The organism is Flavobacterium sp., from assembly GCF_031537875.1.
Taxonomy (GTDB): domain Bacteria; phylum Bacteroidota; class Bacteroidia; order Flavobacteriales; family Flavobacteriaceae; genus Flavobacterium.
In genome coordinates, this window is sequence record NZ_JAVKNB010000002.1 from 114417 (window position 1) to 133303 (window position 18887).

Here is an 18887-nt window from a genome sequence, read left to right on the forward strand (position 1 = left end):
TTCAAATTTAAATAATGCTCTCTAAAAAGACAAAATACGGAATTAAAGCATTGACTTTCTTGGCGCGCCAAGAGAATCAAACGCCTGTGCAAATTGCTGAGATAGCTAAGAGTGAAAATATTTCGATTAAGTTTTTGGAAAGTATTTTGTTATTGTTGCGTCATTCGGGTTTTTTGGGCGCCAAAAAAGGAAAAGGGGGTGGATATTATTTAATTAAAGATCCCAAAGACATCAATATGGCGCATGTCTACCGTATTTTAGAGGGCCCCATTGCATTACTACCTTGTGTAAGTCACAATTTTTATGAAAAATGTGATGATTGTGTGGACGAAGCGAGTTGTTCAGTACACAAATTAATGACTGAAGTCCGCGATAACACACTGATGATATTGGAAAATAACACCCTCGCAGATATTTCTTTTTAGTGAGTTTCATTCATAAAAAAAACGACCATTTTATTTAAATGGTCGTTTTTTTTATATGTGTTTTAGAAATTAAAACACCAATTTGTATCCTACAAAGAATAGCATGATGGCTATGGCATTTCTAAGCAATAAGTCAGGTACTTTTCCACTCAATAAACTTCCGATGAAGATACCAGGTAGTGACCCCATCAACAACTGACCTAATAAAGTTAAATCTAAATTCCCCATAGAAGCATGGCCAATTCCAGCTACCAAAGTTAAAGGTACTGCATGTGCTATTTCGGTACCAACCAAACGAGGTGTTGGAAGTAGTGGATAAAGAAAAAACAGGGTTACGGTTCCTAAAGCACCTGCTCCAATAGAAGTTAAAGTTACTGTAGCACCTAGCATTACACCGATGGCAATAGTTAGCATATTTTGAGTAGTACTTTCGGTATGAAACTTATCTCCGGCGTGTTTTTGAGAAAAAACTAAGATTTTTTGTTTAAAAATAATCGCAACTGAGGTGAAAAGAAGCGCCCACCCTAAGCTGAATTTAATGACACTATTAATAGCGGATATATCGGTTTTAATGCTTTTCAATATCCATAAGGTAAGTAAGGCAGCAGGAACACTCCCTAGCGATAACCAGCCAGTAATTGCCCAATTTATATTTTTTTTCTTGTGGTGTACAAAAATGCCTCCCATTTTGGTAAACGCAGCATACAGTAAATCAGTTCCAACAGCTGTAGTGGGTGGAATACCAAACCACAATAATATTGGCGTCATTAATGATCCGCCTCCAACACCAGTTAATCCAACAACAAATCCTACTACTAGACCAGCTACTACAAATCCTATTTGAAAATCCATGAATAATTTTTTGGCAAAAGTAAAAATTATTTATCTAAATCCTATGGATTAAATAGAATTTAAAAAATTTATATGTGTTTGTTTTTTTGATACAAAAAGTCAAAATAATATTTTGGTATTTATAAATAAGGTAGTATTTTTGCAAAATAATCTACAAGCCCGATAGGGTAATGGATTTTTAATAAGAAATTACAATGAGCATAGCTACAGTACAAGTTTTATTAGATATAACAAAAGATTTCTCTATTGAGGAGACTTTGGCTTTTTTGGCAAAAGAATATCCAAATCAAGTGGTTTTCTCTACTTCTTTTGGGCAAGAAGATCAGGTGATTACTGATTTTATCGGTCAAAATCAATTGCCAATTACTGTTTTTACTTTGGATACAGGGCGTTTATTTCAAGAAACCTATGATGTGTTTCATAAAACATTGAAAAAATACAAAACAGAAATCAAGACTTTTTTTCCTGATACAACTGCAGTAGAAGCTTTGTTGAATCAAAAAGGACCGAATAGCTTTTACGATTCGGTAGAAAATAGAAAAGAATGTTGTTTCATCCGAAAAGTAGCGCCTTTAACTAAGGCCTTAAAAGGGAATGCTATTTGGATTACAGGATTAAGAGCAGAGCAGTCAGAGAATAGAAGTGATTTGAATTTCTTTGAATACGATGCGCATTTTGATATTATCAAATTCAATCCGTTGTTGAAATGGACTTTACAAGAAGTAGAAGCCTATTTAGAAAAAAATAATGTACCACAGAATACCTTGCACAAGAAAGGTTTTGTAAGTATCGGTTGTGCGCCTTGTACTCGTGCCATACTTCCAGGAGAAGATATTAGAGCAGGAAGATGGTCGTGGGAATCGAGTCATAAAGAATGTGGGTTACACCAAAAATAAATTATAAATGATTTTTCAATCATTTAATCTTTAAATATAAATAATGAGTTCAATAGTTAAAACAAATGCTTTAGAAAGCGAAGCGATATACATTTTTAGAGAAGTAATTTCTCAATTTGAGAAACCAGTATTGCTTTTTTCAGGTGGAAAAGATTCGATTACCTTGGTGCGTTTGGCGCAAAAAGCCTTTTTCCCGGCTAAAATTCCTTTCCCATTGTTGCACGTAGATACAGGTCATAATTTTCCTGAAACGATTGAATTTAGAGATAAATTGGTGGCTGAATTAGGATTGGAGTTAATCGTTCGTAACGTACAAGATGCTATTGATCAAGGAAAAGTAGTAGAAGAATCTGGAAAATATTCGAGTAGAAATAGTTTGCAAACGACTACACTTTTGGATGCTATAGAAGAATTCAAGTTTGATGCTTGTATTGGTGGAGCGCGAAGAGATGAAGAAAAAGCAAGAGCAAAAGAACGTATTTTTTCAGTTCGTGATGATTTTGGTCAATGGGATGAGAAAAACCAACGCCCTGAATTATTCGATTTGTTGAACGGAAAAATAGAAATTGGTCAAAACGTGCGTGTTTTTCCAATTTCTAACTGGACTGAGCTGGATGTTTGGAGTTATATCGAACAAGAACAAATCGAAATTCCATCGATTTATTTTTCACACAAACGAAAAGTATTTTTGAGAGATGGATTGATTTGGTCACATTCGCCATTTGTATACCAAGAAGAAGACGAAGCAATTGAAGAACGAATTGTTCGTTTTAGAACAGTAGGAGATATGAGTTGTACAGCAGCTGTCGAATCGTATGCAGCAACTATTCAAGAAGTAGTGGGAGAAATTCGTTCGTCAACCATTTCAGAAAGAGGAGCGAGAATTGACGACAAGCGTTCAGAAGCTGCCATGGAGAAAAGAAAACAACAAGGATACTTTTAAGCCCCCTAACCCCCGAAGGGGGAATGAAGGTGCGACAAACAAAATAAAAAAAATATTAATTTAAAATCAAAACTCAGCTCCCTCCCTTTTGGGGAGGGCTGGGGAGGGGCTTATGGAAGTTTTAAAAATAGCAACAGCAGGAAGTGTAGATGATGGAAAGAGTACTTTGATCGGGAGATTATTGTATGATACGAAATCATTAACTACGGACAAAATCGAAGCAATAGAAAAAAGTAGTAAACAAAAAGGATACGATTATCTTGATTTTTCTTTGGCTACGGATGGTTTGGTTGCCGAGAGAGAGCAAGGAATTACGATTGATGTAGCGCATATTTATTTTTCAACGGCTAAGAAAAGTTACATCATTGCCGATACTCCTGGTCACGTAGAATACACTCGTAATATGGTAACAGGAGCTTCGACTTCGCAAGTGTCGATCATTTTGATTGATGCTCGTAAAGGAGTAATTGAGCAAACCTACCGCCACTTTTTCATCAATAATTTATTGCGTGTTAAAGAGGTCATTGTTGCAGTAAACAAAATGGACTTGGTGGATTATTCAGAAGACGTTTTTAATAAAATCAAAGCCGACTTCCAAGCTTTAAATGCTAAAAGTTCGTTTAAAGAACAAAATGTAAGTTATATTCCGTTGAGTGCTATTAACGGTGGAAATGTAGCCGATAAATCTGAAAATATGCCTTGGTATAAAGGACAAACTGTTTTAGAGCATTTAGAAGATTTAACTCCTGAAGATGTGTTTGAAACTGGTAAAATGCGTTTTCCTGTGCAAACAGTGATTCGTCCAAAAACCGAAGAATACCATGATTTTAGAGGATATGCTGGAAAATTGTACGGCAACTCAATCCAAGTGGGAGATGCTGTGACGGTTTTACCTTCTTTAACCGAATCTAAAGTATCAAAAATCCACTTTTTTGACCAACAATTTGATGAAGCTAAAGCGGGTTCGTCTATTGTATTGGAATTAGAAAACGACATCAATGTAACTCGAGGGGATATGATTGTAAAATCAGATGAATTACCTCAAGTAGAAAAAGATATTAATGCGACGATTTGCTGGATGGACAGTAAAAAATTAGTTCCTGGAACGAAGTATTTGGTACAACACAATACCAACCGAATATTGGCTAAAATTGACGCCATCAAAAATGTAATAGCGACAGATTATTCAGGTGCTACACCGGCTTCGCAATTAGCGATTAACGAAATTGGAGAAGTAACTATCAAATTAAGCAAGGCCTTGTATTTTGATAAGTACAATGATAACAAATCAAATGGAGCGTTTATTTTAATTGACTCCAATACCAACACGACAGCGGGAGTTGGTTTTATAAATTAAATAAAAGTCCAAAAAAATGGAAAGTTTTAGAACCGAAATAGAAAATCCGATTGTCCAAAAAGACATCATCGATTTAGAAAGAAAAATTCGATTATTCAAAGAAGGAAAAATCGATGACGAACGTTTTCGTAGCCTTCGTTTGGCTAGAGGAGTGTACGGTCAGCGTCAAGAAGGGGTACAAATGATTCGTATCAAATTGCCTTTTGGTAAAGTGAGTAGCGAACAATTAGTGCGTATTACTAAAGTGTCTGACGAATATTCGACAGGACGTTTGCATATTACGACTCGACAGGACATTCAAATTCACTACGTAAGTTTGGATAGAACACCTGAGCTTTGGGCTAATTTGGAAAAAGACGATATCACGCTGAGAGAAGCGTGTGGAAATACCGTTAGAAATATTACAGCGAGTGAAAATGCAGGAATTGACCCAGAAGAACCTTTTGATGTGTCGCCTTATGCGCACGCTTTGTTTCAATTTTTCTTGAGAAATCCTGTGTGTCAAGAAATGGGGCGTAAATTTAAAATGTCCTTTTCTTCCTCAGATAAAGATACTGCTTTGAGCTACTTACACGATTTAGGATTCATTCCGAAAATTGTTAATGGGCAACGCGGATTCAAAGTGCTATTAGGTGGTGGATTAGGGTCTCAACCGAGTCATGCCGAATTACTTTCAGACTTTGTTCCAGTCAACCAAATCATTCCGATGACAGAAGGGGTGTTGCGTATTTTTGATCGTTATGGCGAAAGAGCCAAACGTTTGAAAGCCCGTATGAAATTCTTAATAAAAGAAATTGGTAAAGACGAATTTTTACGATTGGTAGAAGAAGAGAAAAAAGCCTTGTCATATCAAACTGTTGAAATAGATACTACAGCTTTTGATGGTCCAATTCCAGAACCATTAGTCGCTGCTCCAAAAGTAACTATCGAAGATGTTGCAGCTTTTGAAGCTTGGAAAAAATCAAACGTAATCGCTCAGAAACAAGCGGGTTATGTGGCTATCGGAATCAAAGTAGCTTTAGGTGATTTTTATACGGATAAAGCAAGAGCTTTGGCTGATTTGATTAAAAATTATGGTGCTAACGAATTGCGTTTTACTTTGCGTCAAGACATTTTGATTCGCAACATTAAAGAAGAAAACTTGCCGTTCTTTTACCAAGAATTAGCCAAGTTGGATTTTGTTACTTTAGGATACAATACCATCAATGACGTGACGGCTTGTCCAGGTACCGATACTTGTAATTTAGGAATCGCAAGTAGTACAGGAATTGCAGTAGAGTTAGAACGCGTTTTAGCTACAGAATACCCACAATACAGCAACAATCAAGAAATCACGATTAAAATCAGTGGTTGTATGAATGCTTGTGGACAACATAATATGGCAGAAATTGGTTTCCAAGGAATGTCCATCAATTCTGGAAAATTAGTAGCGCCAGCCCTTCAAGTATTGTTGGGTGGAGGTAACTTAGGAAATGGTCAAGGTCGTTTTTCTGATAAAGTAATTAAAATTCCAAGTAGAAGAGGACCTGAAGCCTTGCGTTTGATCTTAAATGATTTTGAAGCCAATGCAAACGGACAATCGTTCTTGGAGTATTATGATGCAAAAGGAGAAAAATATTTTTACGAATTTTTAAAACCTTTGGCAGATGTAACTAATTTGACAGAAGCTGATTTTGTGGATTGGGGAAATGCAGACAACTACGTAAAAGCTGTGGGTGTTGGTGAATGTGCGGGAGTAGTAATTGACTTAGTGGCAACTTTATTGGTAGAAGCGAAAGACAAATTAACCTTCTCTCAAGAGGCTGTTGACGATCAAAAATGGTCGGATTCTATTTACTTGACTTATGCAGGATTTGTCAATGCAGCCAAAGCGTTATTGCTTGCCGAAAAACAAAAAACAAACCACCACGCAGGAATCATCGATTTATTTGATACGGTTTTTGTAGAGACCAATAAAATTCAATTAGCAACTGCTTTCAAAGATTTGGTGTACCAAATTAAAGACAACGAACCATCGGAAGTATTTGCAAAACAGTATTTAGAACAAGCAATTGCATTTTTCGCAACCATTGAAACCTATAGAGAAAAAGATTTAGCTGATGCATAAAAATATAAATTTCATCCATGCTTCCTCCCTCCCTTTTGGGGAGGGTTGGGGTGGGGCTCAACCCAAAGTAACTTTAGTAGGTGCGGGTCCAGGCGATCCAGACTTGCTAACTATCAAAGGAGCCAATGCCTTAGCAGAAGCTCAGGTGGTTTTGTATGATGCCTTGGCCAACGAAGAAATATTGACCTATGCACCCAAAAAGTCAATCAAAATTTTTGTGGGAAAAAGAAAAGGTTGCCACGCGTATTCGCAAGACGAAATCAATCAATTGATTGTGGACAATGCCTTAACTTACGGACATGTGGTTCGATTAAAAGGAGGAGATCCTTTTATCTTTGGACGTGGAAGCGAAGAAATTGATTTTGTAGAAAGTTTCGGAATTCCAACAGCAGTAGTGCCTGGGATTTCCTCTTCGGTAGCTGTACCGGCTTATCAAGGAATTTCATTGACCAAGCGAGGGGTCTCAGAAAGTTTTTGGGTAATTACAGGAACTACTTCAGATAGAAAATTGTCAAATGATGTGGCTCTAGCTGCTCAGTCATCAGCAACAGTAGTGATTTTGATGGGAATGAGCAAATTGGCTCAAATTGTGAGTTTGTTTCAAAACGAATTAAAAGGAGCGACTCCTGTTGCCATTATTCAAAATGGAACGACTCCAAAAGAAAAAATAGGAGTTGGGACAATTGATACCATTCAAGAAGTAGTAGCAGAAAAGAAATTAAGTTCGCCAGCTATTATTGTCATTGGAGAAGTGGTCAGAGAAAGCAATAAACTAAAAGATTTCTATCACGACTATTTGATAGAAAAAAGATAATAAAACGTTCATTTGGCGAAAGCCAAAAAAGAGTTATGGAAGAAAGAAACGAACTATATCCTGTATTTTTAAAACTACATCAATTGAATGTGTTGATTGTGGGTGGCGGAAATGTAGGTTTAGAAAAGTTATCTTTCATGTTGAAATCGAGTCCGAATGCCAATGTGGAAGTAGTAGCACCACGATTTCTTCCGGAATTGGAGGCTTTGGTTGCCCAACATCCTTCGGTAAAGTTAACAACTAAGAAATTCAATCGCTGGATGCTTCGCAAACGCCATTTGGTAATTGCTTGTACCGATGATTTGAAGGTGAATAAAAGAGTATTTGACTTGTGTCGCAAGCGCCATTTGATTTGCAATATTGCTGATACACCTCAATTGTGTGATTATTATTTAGGAGGTATTGTAACCAAAGGAAATGTAAAAATTGCCATTTCAACCAATGGAAAATCCCCTACAACAGCTAAGCGATTGCGAGAGTTTTTTGAAGAAATAATTCCAGACGACATCAATAAAATGGTCGAAAACTTGAATGAATATCGAAAGACCTTGAAAGGAAATTTTGAAGAAAAAGTGCAAAAGATGAATGAAATCACTGATGCCTTGAAAAACAAGAAATAGTAGTAAGGTGAAAAAGTGATAAATGTTACCTTTACAAACTAAAATCATTTGTTCATTTGCATAAGATAAAGAGAAGCATAATTATAAAAGAATAAAAATAAAGAGAATGATTAAAACAGACATACTTATAATTGGAGCAGGCCCAACAGGTTTATTTGCCGTATTCGAAGCGGGATTATTAAAATTAAAATGTCATGTTCTTGATGCCTTACCACAACCAGGTGGGCAACTTTCAGAATTATATCCAAAAAAACCAATCTACGATATTCCAGGATTCCCGGAAGTGTTAGCAGGCGATTTAGTAGATAATTTGATGGAGCAAATCAAACAATTCGAACCAGGATTTACTCTTGGGGAGCGCGCTGAAACTATTGTAAAACAGGAAGACGGAACGTTTATTGTAACCTCTAATGCTGGAACACAATTTCACACGCCAGTGGTTGCCATTGCGGGTGGTTTAGGAAGCTTTGAACCTCGTAAACCATTGATTGAAAATATCGAATATTACGAAGATAAAGGGGTAAAATACTTCATCAAAAATCCAGAAGAATTCAGAAACAAAAGAGTGGTTATTGCAGGTGGTGGAGACTCGGCTTTGGACTGGAGTATTTTCTTGGCTGATGTCGCTTCAGAAGTTACTTTGATCCACAGAAGAAATGAATTTAGAGGCGCTTTGGATTCAGTAGAAAAAGTACAAGAGTTGAAGAATGAAGGTAAAATCCGAATGATTACTCCTGCTGAAGTAGTTGGAGTTAATGGAACTAACCACGTAGAATCCATTGTAATTGACGAAGACGGAGCGCAAAGAACTATCGAAACCGATTATTTTATTCCGCTTTTTGGTTTGACACCAAAATTAGGCCCAATCGGAGATTGGGGATTGGAAATCGAAAAAAATGCCATCAAAGTAAATAACTCTTTGGATTATCAAACGAACATTCCTGGAATTTTCGCTATTGGTGACGTGAATACCTATCCAGGGAAATTGAAACTGATTCTTTGTGGTTTCCACGAAGCCACTTTGATGTGTCAAGCAGCTTACCAAATCATCAATCCAGGGAAACGTTATGTATTGAAATACACTACCGTTTCAGGAGTAGATGGATTTGATGGAACTCGTAAAGAAGCGCCAAAAGCAGTAGTAAAAGCGATCGTGTAAAAACTTTTGCATCACAATACAAAGCGCTATTACTTTCGAGTGGTAGCGCTTTTTGTGTATTGGGTACTATTCCAATTCTAATTTTTTAAAAGGATAGCATATAATATTTTTTTAAAGCAAAGGAATGGCGTATTTTTGCCAAGATTTTTTCCTGCTGTACGCTGTATCTTTTATTCTGAAATCCAGAATAAAAGGATGTCGCTTCCATCAGGGCTAAAGGGGAGAAAAGTGATTTTCTGCTAAAAAAATAAATAACAAAACCAGTTTGATGGAGTGCCTTTACGGCCAAAATAAATAATATGTCAAAAATTCAACAAGCCATAAAAGAAAGAATCTTAGTCCTAGACGGCGCTATGGGAACCATGTTGCAACGCAACAATTTCTCTGAAGAAGATTTTCGTGGCGACCGTTTCAAAGATTTTCCACATCCACTAAAAGGAAACAACGATTTACTTTCTATCACTCAACCCGAAGCGGTAAAACAAGTACACCGTTTGTATTTTCAAGCGGGAGCTGACATTGTAGAAACTAATACGTTTTCAGGAACCACTATTGGTATGGCCGATTATCATTTGGAAGATTTAGTGTATGAGTTGAACTATCAATCGGCTAAAATTGCCCGTGAAGTAGCTGACGAATTCACAGACCGTCCTCGATTTGTAGCTGGTTCGATTGGACCAACCAATAGAACGGCTTCGATGTCACCAGACGTAAACGATCCAGGCTATCGTGCCGTGACTTTTGACGACTTGCGAGTAGCTTACAAACAACAAGTAGAAGCCTTAATTGACGGAGGTTGTGATGTGTTGTTAGTGGAAACTATTTTTGACACCTTGAATGCCAAAGCAGCACTTTTTGCTATCGAAGAAGTAAAAGAAGAACGCAAAATAGACATGCCAGTAATGGTTTCAGGAACGATTACCGATGCTTCAGGAAGAACACTTTCTGGTCAAACGGTTGAGGCTTTCTTAATTTCGATTTCTCACATTCCGTTATTGAGTGTTGGATTCAATTGTGCTTTAGGAGCTGACCAATTGAAGCCGTATTTGAAACGTTTGTCTATGAATACACAATTGAATATTTCAGCTCATCCTAATGCAGGTTTGCCTAATGCCTTCGGACATTACGATCAAACTCCAGAAGAAATGCAAGCGTTGATTCGAGAGTATTTGCAAGATAATTTAATCAATATCATTGGAGGTTGTTGTGGAACGACTCCAGAACACATCAAAGCAATAGCCGATGTAGCGAGAGAGTTTAAACCTAGGGTGACTTAAAAGTTGATAGTTACTGGTTGATAGTTTATGGATTGCCAATCTAACAACCAACAACAAATAACCAACAACAAAAAAATGGAATATGTAAAATTAGATGTTTGGGTTGAAACTAGGAAACTAGCCAATTTGATTTATGATGCTACTAAAGTTTTTCCTAAAGAAGAAATTTTTGGGTTAGTGAATCAAATGAGAAGATGTGCTGTTTCAGTTCCGTCTAATATTGCTGAAGGATGCGGACGTCAAACAGCGAAAGACACGATTAACTTTTTACATATTTCAAGAGGGTCTCTGTATGAGTTAGAAACGCAATGTTATTTAGCATTGGATCAAAAATATATTGATGAAAATAATTTTACCGTTATTTTTAATCAAATTCAAACAAGTAAGAAATTGTTAAATGGATTTATCAATTATTACAAAAAATTATAATTATGGGTATTGATATTACCAACAACCAACAACTAACAACCGATAACTATTTAAAGCTATCCGGACTCGAGCCATTAATTATTACCCCAGAAACTAATTTTGTGAATGTGGGTGAACGAACTAATGTAACCGGTTCCAGAAAATTCCTTCGATTAATCAAAGAAGAGAAATACGAAGAAGCCCTAGATATTGCCAGAAATCAAGTAGAAGGTGGTGCGCAAATTATTGACGTCAACATGGATGAGGGAATGTTAGACGGGGTGTATGCCATGACCAAATTTCTTAATTTAATCGCTGCTGAACCCGATATTTCTCGTGTTCCAGTGATGATTGATAGCTCGAAATGGGAAATTATCGAAGCAGGATTGAAAGTAATTCAAGGAAAAGGAGTAGTAAATTCGATTTCGTTAAAAGAAGGAGAAGAAAAATTCATTGAATACGCCAAAAAAATCAAGCGTTACGGAGCTGCAGTAATTGTAATGGCATTTGACGAAAATGGTCAAGCCGATACCTACGAGAGACGTATCGAAATTTGTAAAAGAAGTTACGATGTATTAGTCGATAAAGTAGGGTTTCCTGCTCAAGACATTATATTCGACCCGAATATTTTTCCAGTTGCCACAGGAATGGAAGAGCATAAATTGAATGCTTTGGACTTTTTCCGTGCGACCAAATGGATTAGAGAAAATCTACCGTATGCCCATATTTCGGGAGGAGTAAGTAATGTTTCTTTTTCGTTCAGAGGGAATGACAAAGTGCGCGAGGCGATGCACTCGGCATTTTTATACCATGCCATCAAAAATGGAATGACAATGGGTATCGTGAATCCTGAAATGTTAGAGATTTACGACGAAATTGATCCTGTTTTATTAGAACATGTAGAAGACGTTTTGTTGAACAGAAGAGAAGATGCGACAGAACGTTTATTGGATTTGGCAGAAAGTTTCAAAGGCGATTTCAAGGCCAATGAAAAGGCGATTGCTGAGTGGCGAAATGGTTCGGTTCAAGAACGATTAACTCATTCGTTAGTAAAAGGAATTGACGAATTTATAGAAATAGATGTAGAAGAAGCAAGACAGGCGGCTTCAAAACCTATTGAAGTCATCGAAATCAATTTGATGGCAGGAATGAATGTAGTAGGAGATTTATTCGGAAGCGGAAAAATGTTCTTGCCACAGGTAGTTAAATCGGCTCGTGTAATGAAAAAAGCAGTGGCGTATTTATTGCCTTACATCGAAGCAGAAAAAGATGGTGTTTCGCAAAGTGCAGGAAAAGTCTTGATGGCTACTGTAAAAGGAGATGTTCACGATATTGGAAAAAATATTGTTTCGGTGGTTTTGGCTTGTAACAATTATGAAATTGTTGATTTAGGTGTTATGGTAGCTCCTGAGAAAATTATTGCGGCCGCTATTGAACATAATGTAGATATTATTGGATTGAGTGGATTAATTACGCCTTCGCTAGACGAAATGGTGTATTTAGCCAAAGAATTAGACAAACTAAATGTTCAAATTCCAATTATGATTGGCGGAGCAACAACGTCTCGTGCGCATACTGCCGTGAAAATTGCGCCGCAATACAAAGCGACTGTAGTCCACGTTAACGATGCGTCTAGAGCGGTAACTGTTGCTGGAAACTTGCTGAATTCAGAAACCAAAGAAAAATATACACAAGACATTCGTACCGAATACGACGTACTTCGTGAAGGCTATTTGAATCGCAGTAGAGATAAAAATTTCTTAACGATTGAACAAGCCAGAGCCAATAAATTACAATTGGATTGGAATACCTACACGCCAACAAAACCTAATTTCATTGGAACAAAAACGGTTGATGTTGCCATTGCTGATTTAGTTGATTTTATCGATTGGACTCCCTTTTTCAATTCTTGGGAATTGTACGGAAAATACCCAGCCATTTTAACAGATGAGGTAGTTGGAGAACAAGCAACATCATTATTTGCCGATGCACAAAAAATGTTACATCAATTAATCAATGAAAATTGGTTGACTGCCAGAGGTATTTTAGGAATTTTTCCTGCCAATACCATCAACGATGATGATATTCAACTGACAACAGATAACCAACAACCGACAACTTTTTTAACCCTACGCCAACAATCTCAAAAAACAGCTGGAGCGCCTAATATTGCGTTAGCCGATTTTATTGCGCCAAAAGATTCAGGAGTACAAGATTATATGGGTTGTTTTTGTGTTACCACCGGTTTTGGAGTAGAAGAAAAAGCAAAAGCATTTGAAAAAGAGTTGGACGATTACAATTCGATTTTGGTCAAAGCCCTAGGCGATCGTTTGGCGGAAGCCTTTGCTGAATATTTACACTTACAAGTGCGTAAGGAAATTTGGGGTTATGCTTCTGACGAAAATTTATCGAATCAAGATTTGATTGCTGAAAATTATAAAGGTATTCGTCCTGCACCAGGATATCCTGCTTGTCCAGACCATTTAGAAAAACCAACGATTTGGAAATTATTAAATGTCGAACAAGAAATCGGTGTAACTTTGACCGAAAGTATGGCAATGTGGCCTGCTTCGTCCGTGTCAGGCTATTATTTTGCTAACCCAGAAAGTAAATATTTTGGTTTGGGTAAAATCAAGCAAGACCAAGTTGAAGATTATTCTAAGCGAAGAAATACCACTATGGAGCAAGCACAAAAATGGTTGGCTCCTAATATTGCAGATTAGGCCCCCTAACCCCCAAAGGGGGAACAAGAGAGCGACTAAATACTATTTATTAAATAAAAAACTGATTACCCACTTCAGTTGCCCCTCTTTTGGAGGGGACGGGGGAGGCTTATGAAAGTAACAGACCATATAGCAGCAGCCAAAGGAGAAACTTTATTCTCTTTTGAAATTGTACCGCCTCAAAAAGGGAAGAGTATCCAGGAATTATATGACAATATAGATCCGTTAATGGAATTCAAACCGCCATTTATAGATGTAACCACTTCGCGTGAGGAGTATATTTATGTCAATAAAGGCAATGGTTTATTAGAGAAAAAATTAACCAGAATGCGTCCAGGAACTTTGGGAATTTGTGCTTCTATCAAACACAAGTACAATGTGGATACCGTGCCTCACGTACTATGTGGTGGATTTACCAAAGAAGAAACCGAATACCTTTTGGTGGACTGTCATTATCTAGGAATTGACAATGTGATGGCCTTGCGTGGCGATGCAATGAAAGATGAACAATCCTTTATTCCAAAAGAAGGAGGGAATCATTATGCGGCTGATTTGGTGAGCCAAATTAACCAATTGAATCAAGGGAATTATTTGCATGGAGTTACCGATATTGATCATAAATCCGATTTTTGTATTGGAGTAGCTGGTTATCCAGAAAAGCATTTGGAGTCGCCATCTTTGATTTCTGATTTGAAACGATTGAAAGAAAAAGTAGATTCAGGTGCGGATTATGTGGTAACTCAAATGTTTTTTGATAATTCGAAATTCTTTGAATTCGTTGTCAAAGCTCGTGAAATAGGTATCAACGTGCCTATTATTCCGGGAATTAAACCGATTGCAGTACATAGACATTTGCAAATATTACCTCAAATCTTTAGAATTGACTTACCAGAAGATTTAATTAATGCGGTAGAAAAATGTAAAACGGCTGCCGATATCCGTCAAGTGGGAGTGGAATGGGCTATTCAACAGTCTTTGGAATTGAAAGCTGCTGGAGTGCCGTTGTTGCATTATTACTCTATGGGGAAATCAGAAAATATCCGACAAATAGCAAGCAAGGTTTTTTAAAAGAAACGTCTAGATATTTAAAGCTTTCAGCCTGTAAAGGTTGGGAGCTTTTTTATTTCGTAACCTCTCTAAACACCGTTTCTAAGTTTTTATTCTTTTGATTCAGCTGTAACGTTTTCAATCCATTGGCGGTAGCAAAATCAAAAACGCTAGGGCGCATGTCTTTGTTAGTAGCAAAAGTCAATTCCCAAATCGTTCCATTAGTAGTAGTGTAGGAACTGATGTTTTCAATGGTGGCGATTTGAGTTTCTTTAACTTCTTGGTCAAACTCCACTTCTATAATTTGGGTGGCGGTTTCCGAGATTAATTTTTCTAATTTTTTATCGGCTACAATTTTTCCTTTGTCAATAATAATCACACGATCACAAATGGCTTCGACTTCTTGCATGATGTGTGTAGAAAGGAAAATAGTTTTGTCTTTGCCAGCGTTTTTAATCACATTTCGAATCTCAATCAATTGATTCGGGTCTAAACCCGTAGTGGGTTCATCCAGAATTAAAACATCAGGGTTATGCAACAAAGCATTGGCTAGACCCACACGTTGGCGGTATCCCTTAGACAATTGACCAATTTTTTTATGACTTTCGGTAGTCAGTCCTGTCAGTTGGATGACTTCGTCAATTCGGGATTGGGCTACTTTATAAACATCAGCATTGAAGGCTAAATATTCCCGAACGTATAAATCCAGGTACAACGGATTGTGTTCTGGCAAATAGCCAATAGAAAGTTGGACATCTTTTTGTTGGGTAGTAACATCAAAGTCATTGACTTTGGCACTACCTTCATCAGCAGTTAAATAAGTAGTTAGAATTTTCATTAAGGTCGATTTTCCAGCTCCGTTAGGACCTAGGAAACCAACAATTTCTCCCTTGTTGATAGAAAATGAAATTGCATCAAGGGCTTTTTGTGTTCCGTAACTTTTAGATATGTTCTGAATTGCTATTGACATCGCTTTGTATTTGCTACAAAAGTAAACAGAAAAAGCATTTATTTGTTGTTTCAACCGATTTGAATTTTTTGACTATTTTCAAATTCATAAAAAATAGGGTTTAAATAATCGATTCATTAGGCAATAGTTATAAAAAAATGGTTTTAACAAAGAATTTCATTTTTGTTGTATAAAAGCGTTTCTTTTTTTTGGATGAATTGAAATAAATGCTAATATTTGCACCGTAATTAAATACAAAACAAGCAGGTCATGTGCAATAACCGTTTTTATTTTAGCAATACTTATTACTTCTTTTTTAAGAAGTAAGGATTGTTATAGGGTTATTTGAAAAATAAAAAAGCAAATTAAAACAATATACAATCCTGATGAAAATCAGGATTTTTTTTTGAATTTATGGCAACAAAAATCGCAATACAAGGAATAAAAGGTTCGTTCCATCATCAAGTGGCTCAGGAGTACTTTGGGAAAGAAGTAGTTGTGGATGAGTGTTTGTCATTTGAAGAATTGGTGTCGAGCGTATTGTCTGGTAAATCAGACCAGGCGGTTATGGCTATCGAAAATTCGATTGCAGGGCCTATTATTCCAAATTATGCTTTGATTGACAAGAATAATTTGCACATTATTGGCGAACATTATTTGGATATTCATCAAAATTTAATGGCTTTAAAAGGTCAGAAAATGGAAGATATCTTGGAGGTACATTCGCATCCCATGGCATTGTTGCAGTGTATGGAGTTTTTAAAACAATATCCACACATTAAAATTGTTGAAGATAAAGATACGGCCGAAACGGCTCGAAGAATTCACGAAAAGCAATTAAAAGGCATTGCAGCAATTGCGAGTAAGGTGGCGGCCGAAATGTATGATTTGGAAATTATAGCTCCCGAGATTCAGACGATTAATAATAACATGACTCGTTTTGTAATTATTAATAAAGAACAATCGTTTGTTCCTGAAAATGAAATTAACAGAGCTTCTATCAAATTCGAATTAGATCATAAAAGAGGGAGTTTGGCAGCAGTGTTGAATGTAATGAGTGATTGTAAATTGAATTTGACTAAGATTCAGTCCTTGCCAAAGATAGAAACACCTTGGAAATATTCGTTTTTTGTGGATGTAACATTCGATAAATACGAAGAGTATGCTAAGGCAAAAGCGTTGATAGGAATTATGGCAGAGTATTTTAAAGTATTAGGAGAATACAAGAATACAAAACCATAAGAAGTAAAAAAATACCATTTACGAGAGTAAAATAAGATAGAAGAACAAAGATGATTGCAACGGCAAAACGTTTAGAGATAGTGGAAGAATATTATTTCTCTTCTAAATTGAGAGAAGTAAGACAATTGGCTGCTGAAGGAAAACCCATCATCAATATGGGTATTGGAAGTCCTGATTTAAAGCCTTCACAAGCGGTGATTGATGCGGTGGTTTTGGCAATGCAAGAAGAAAATGCACACCAATACCAAAGCTATCAAGGGGTGCCTGAATTGCGTCAAAGTATGGCTGATTTTTATCAGAATAACTTTGGAGTAGCGATGAATCCAACTACTGAAATTTTGCCTTTGATGGGGTCTAAAGAAGGAATTATGCATATTTCTTTGGCATTCTTAAATGAAGGAGACCAAGTGTTGATTCCTAATCCTGGCTATCCAACCTATACTTCGGTGACGAATTTAGTAGGAGCAGTTCCGGTTTACTATGATTTAAAAGAAAGTACGAATTGGGAACCGGATTTTGAAGCCTTGGAACAATTGGATTTATCCAAAGTGAAAATCATGTGGGTGGGTTATCCACACATGCCAACGGGAGCGAGAGGTAGTTTGGCTTTGTTTGAAAAATTAGTGGCTTTCGCTAAAAAACATAGTATTTTGTTGGTCAATGACAATCCGTACAGTTTTGTTTTGAATGACAATCCGATGAGTTTGTTGCAAGTTGAAGGAGCGAAAGAAGTAGCTTTAGAATTGAATTCGTTGAGTAAAACCTTTAACATGGCCGGATGGCGTGTTGGAATGGTTTTAGGAAATGCCGCTTGTATTGATGCGGTACTGAAGGTGAAAAGTAATATGGACAGCGGAATGTTTTACGGTATCCAAAAAGGAGCAATTGCTGCTTTGAAAAGCGATGCTTCTTGGTTTGAATCGATGAACGCCATCTATAGAAAACGTCGTGTTTTAACCGAACAATTGGCAAAAAAATTAGGATGTGAAGTATATAAAGACGGGGTGGGATTGTTTGTTTGGGCAAAATTGCCTGCAGGAATTACATCCGCAGAACAATTCATCGACCAAATTTTATATGAGAAACACATTTTCATTACGCCGGGAACTATTTTTGGAAGTAATGGTGAAGGGTATATTCGTTTTGCACTTTGTGTAAAAGAAGAAAAGGTGCAAGAAGCAATAGATAGATTTTAAAAAATGAAAGTAGTTGTAGTAGGAATAGGATTGATAGGTGGTTCAATGGTTTTGGACATCAAAGGATTGCATCCAGAAGCGACTATTTTGGGGATGGATGCCAATGAAAACCATTTGCAACAAGCCATTGATTTAGGAGTAGTTGAAAAAGCAGGTACCACCGACGACTTAGCCGATGCTGATTTTGTGATTGTTTCGGTTCCAGTAGATATTGCTTTGATAGTTTTGCCTCAAGTATTGGATGCTGTTGGTGAGAATACTATTGTTTTTGAAGTAGGCTCTACCAAGTTGCCTATTTGCGAAGCGGTAGCCAATCACCCAAAACGACGCAATTATATTGCAACACATCCTATTGCAGGAACGGAGTTCTCAGGACCTTCGGCAGCCATAAAAGGATTGTTTCAAGGAAAGACGAATATTATTTGCGAGGTGGAAAAAACAACCTTCAAATTGCAAGAAAAAGCCTTGCAATTGTTTACGGCTATGGGAATGAGAATTCGCTATATGGATCCGCAATCGCATGATAAACATATTGCTTACGTATCGCATTTGTCTCATATTAGTTCGTTCATGTTAGGAAAAACAGTAATTGACAAAGAGACCGAAGAGCAAGATATCTTTGATATGGCGGGTAGTGGATTTGAAAGTACGGTGCGTTTAGCCAAAAGTTCCCCAGCCATGTGGACGCCGATTTTTAAACAAAATAAAAAACAAGTGGTCAATACATTAGAAGAGTACATCTCTAATTTGTCAAAATTTAAAGCATTATTAGAAAATGATGATTTTGATGCGATTTACCACGAAATGCAAAGTGTGAATAAAATAAAAGAAATATTAAACGGAATAAACATTAAAAAGTAATTTTAGAAAAG

17 protein-coding genes are annotated in these 18887 nt (G+C 36.8%); 15 read left to right on the forward strand and 2 right to left on the reverse strand.

Annotated elements, in window-relative coordinates; genetic code table 11:
- Positions 1–14: 14 nt before the first annotated feature.
- A complete protein-coding gene (locus tag RMR09_RS00640; RefSeq protein WP_310593901.1) occupies positions 15–425 on the forward strand; it encodes an Rrf2 family transcriptional regulator in 411 nt (136 codons plus the stop codon).
- Between the two features lie 69 nt (positions 426–494).
- On the opposite strand, the gene RMR09_RS00645 is transcribed toward RMR09_RS00640, so the two are convergent.
- Positions 495–1277 (reverse strand): sulfite exporter TauE/SafE family protein, encoded by a 783-nt coding sequence (locus tag RMR09_RS00645; protein WP_310593902.1) that lies wholly within the window; start codon positions 1275–1277, stop codon positions 495–497.
- A gap of 194 nt (positions 1278–1471) precedes the next feature.
- On the opposite strand from RMR09_RS00645, the gene RMR09_RS00650 reads away from it, so the two are divergent.
- The 11 genes from RMR09_RS00650 (at position 1472) to metF (ending at position 14649) form a co-directional block, all read left to right on the forward strand.
- Positions 1472–2173: a phosphoadenylyl-sulfate reductase gene (locus RMR09_RS00650; protein ID WP_310593903.1), complete on the forward strand. Its 702-nt coding sequence runs from the start codon at positions 1472–1474 to the stop codon at positions 2171–2173.
- Positions 2174–2216: 43 nt separating this feature from the next.
- Positions 2217–3116, forward strand: a complete 900-nt coding sequence (cysD, locus tag RMR09_RS00655; protein WP_310593904.1) for a sulfate adenylyltransferase subunit CysD — start codon at positions 2217–2219, stop codon at positions 3114–3116.
- Positions 3117–3228: 112 nt separating this feature from the next.
- Positions 3229–4473 (forward strand): GTP-binding protein, encoded by a 1245-nt coding sequence (locus RMR09_RS00660; protein WP_310593905.1) that lies wholly within the window; start codon positions 3229–3231, stop codon positions 4471–4473.
- A 16-nt stretch (positions 4474–4489) separates the two neighbouring features.
- On the forward strand, positions 4490–6580 hold the full coding sequence (locus tag RMR09_RS00665; protein ID WP_310593906.1) for a nitrite/sulfite reductase: 2091 nt from the start codon (positions 4490–4492) through the stop codon (positions 6578–6580).
- Positions 6573–7394, forward strand: coding sequence for a uroporphyrinogen-III C-methyltransferase (cobA, locus tag RMR09_RS00670; RefSeq protein WP_310593907.1), 822 nt, complete (start codon positions 6573–6575; stop codon positions 7392–7394). Before RMR09_RS00665 ends, cobA begins: the two co-directional genes overlap by 8 nt.
- 35 nt (positions 7395–7429) lie before the next feature.
- Positions 7430–8014, forward strand: a complete 585-nt coding sequence (locus RMR09_RS00675) for a bifunctional precorrin-2 dehydrogenase/sirohydrochlorin ferrochelatase (protein WP_310593908.1) — start codon at positions 7430–7432, stop codon at positions 8012–8014.
- Between the two features lie 106 nt (positions 8015–8120).
- Complete coding sequence (locus RMR09_RS00680; protein WP_310593909.1) at positions 8121–9173, forward strand: NAD(P)/FAD-dependent oxidoreductase; 1053 nt, start codon at positions 8121–8123, stop codon at positions 9171–9173.
- A gap of 299 nt (positions 9174–9472) precedes the next feature.
- Positions 9473–10450: a homocysteine S-methyltransferase family protein gene (locus RMR09_RS00685; RefSeq protein ID WP_310593910.1), complete on the forward strand. Its 978-nt coding sequence runs from the start codon at positions 9473–9475 to the stop codon at positions 10448–10450.
- 75 nt (positions 10451–10525) lie between these two features.
- Entirely contained in the window at positions 10526–10879 is a 354-nt protein-coding gene (locus RMR09_RS00690) for a four helix bundle protein (protein ID WP_310593911.1), read from the forward strand.
- Positions 10880–10881: 2 nt separating this feature from the next.
- On the forward strand, positions 10882–13581 hold the full coding sequence (gene metH / locus RMR09_RS00695) for a methionine synthase (protein WP_310593912.1): 2700 nt from the start codon (positions 10882–10884) through the stop codon (positions 13579–13581).
- 111 nt (positions 13582–13692) lie between these two features.
- Positions 13693–14649 (forward strand): methylenetetrahydrofolate reductase [NAD(P)H], encoded by a 957-nt coding sequence (gene metF, locus RMR09_RS00700; protein ID WP_310593913.1) that lies wholly within the window; start codon positions 13693–13695, stop codon positions 14647–14649.
- A gap of 52 nt (positions 14650–14701) precedes the next feature.
- Here the strand turns inward: metF and gldA are convergent, their stop codons facing one another.
- Positions 14702–15598, reverse strand: coding sequence for a gliding motility-associated ABC transporter ATP-binding subunit GldA (gene gldA, locus RMR09_RS00705; RefSeq protein ID WP_310593914.1), 897 nt, complete (start codon positions 15596–15598; stop codon positions 14702–14704).
- 393 nt (positions 15599–15991) lie between these two features.
- Between gldA and RMR09_RS00710 the strand changes: the two genes are divergently transcribed.
- From RMR09_RS00710 to RMR09_RS00720, 3 genes are read left to right on the forward strand one after another with little or no spacing between them, the layout of a single operon-like run.
- Complete coding sequence (locus RMR09_RS00710) at positions 15992–16819, forward strand: prephenate dehydratase (protein ID WP_310593915.1); 828 nt, start codon at positions 15992–15994, stop codon at positions 16817–16819.
- Positions 16820–16869: 50 nt separating this feature from the next.
- On the forward strand, positions 16870–18015 hold the full coding sequence (locus RMR09_RS00715) for an aminotransferase class I/II-fold pyridoxal phosphate-dependent enzyme (protein ID WP_310593916.1): 1146 nt from the start codon (positions 16870–16872) through the stop codon (positions 18013–18015).
- Between the two features lie 3 nt (positions 18016–18018).
- Complete coding sequence (locus tag RMR09_RS00720; protein ID WP_310593917.1) at positions 18019–18876, forward strand: prephenate dehydrogenase; 858 nt, start codon at positions 18019–18021, stop codon at positions 18874–18876.
- Positions 18877–18887: the final 11 nt, after the last annotated feature.

Coding starts and splice junctions, on each gene's coding strand:
- RMR09_RS00640 (WP_310593901.1), top strand. CDS start 15: ATGCTCTCTAAAAAGACAAAATACGGAATTAAAGCATTGACTTTCTTG.
- RMR09_RS00645 (WP_310593902.1), bottom strand. CDS start 1,277: ATGGATTTTCAAATAGGATTTGTAGTAGCTGGTCTAGTAGTAGGATTT.
- RMR09_RS00650 (WP_310593903.1), top strand. CDS start 1,472: ATGAGCATAGCTACAGTACAAGTTTTATTAGATATAACAAAAGATTTC.
- cysD (WP_310593904.1), top strand. CDS start 2,217: ATGAGTTCAATAGTTAAAACAAATGCTTTAGAAAGCGAAGCGATATAC.
- RMR09_RS00660 (WP_310593905.1), top strand. CDS start 3,229: ATGGAAGTTTTAAAAATAGCAACAGCAGGAAGTGTAGATGATGGAAAG.
- RMR09_RS00665 (WP_310593906.1), top strand. CDS start 4,490: ATGGAAAGTTTTAGAACCGAAATAGAAAATCCGATTGTCCAAAAAGAC.
- cobA (WP_310593907.1), top strand. CDS start 6,573: ATGCATAAAAATATAAATTTCATCCATGCTTCCTCCCTCCCTTTTGGG.
- RMR09_RS00675 (WP_310593908.1), top strand. CDS start 7,430: ATGGAAGAAAGAAACGAACTATATCCTGTATTTTTAAAACTACATCAA.
- RMR09_RS00680 (WP_310593909.1), top strand. CDS start 8,121: ATGATTAAAACAGACATACTTATAATTGGAGCAGGCCCAACAGGTTTA.
- RMR09_RS00685 (WP_310593910.1), top strand. CDS start 9,473: ATGTCAAAAATTCAACAAGCCATAAAAGAAAGAATCTTAGTCCTAGAC.
- RMR09_RS00690 (WP_310593911.1), top strand. CDS start 10,526: ATGGAATATGTAAAATTAGATGTTTGGGTTGAAACTAGGAAACTAGCC.
- metH (WP_310593912.1), top strand. CDS start 10,882: ATGGGTATTGATATTACCAACAACCAACAACTAACAACCGATAACTAT.
- metF (WP_310593913.1), top strand. CDS start 13,693: ATGAAAGTAACAGACCATATAGCAGCAGCCAAAGGAGAAACTTTATTC.
- gldA (WP_310593914.1), bottom strand. CDS start 15,598: ATGTCAATAGCAATTCAGAACATATCTAAAAGTTACGGAACACAAAAA.
- RMR09_RS00710 (WP_310593915.1), top strand. CDS start 15,992: ATGGCAACAAAAATCGCAATACAAGGAATAAAAGGTTCGTTCCATCAT.
- RMR09_RS00715 (WP_310593916.1), top strand. CDS start 16,870: ATGATTGCAACGGCAAAACGTTTAGAGATAGTGGAAGAATATTATTTC.
- RMR09_RS00720 (WP_310593917.1), top strand. CDS start 18,019: ATGAAAGTAGTTGTAGTAGGAATAGGATTGATAGGTGGTTCAATGGTT.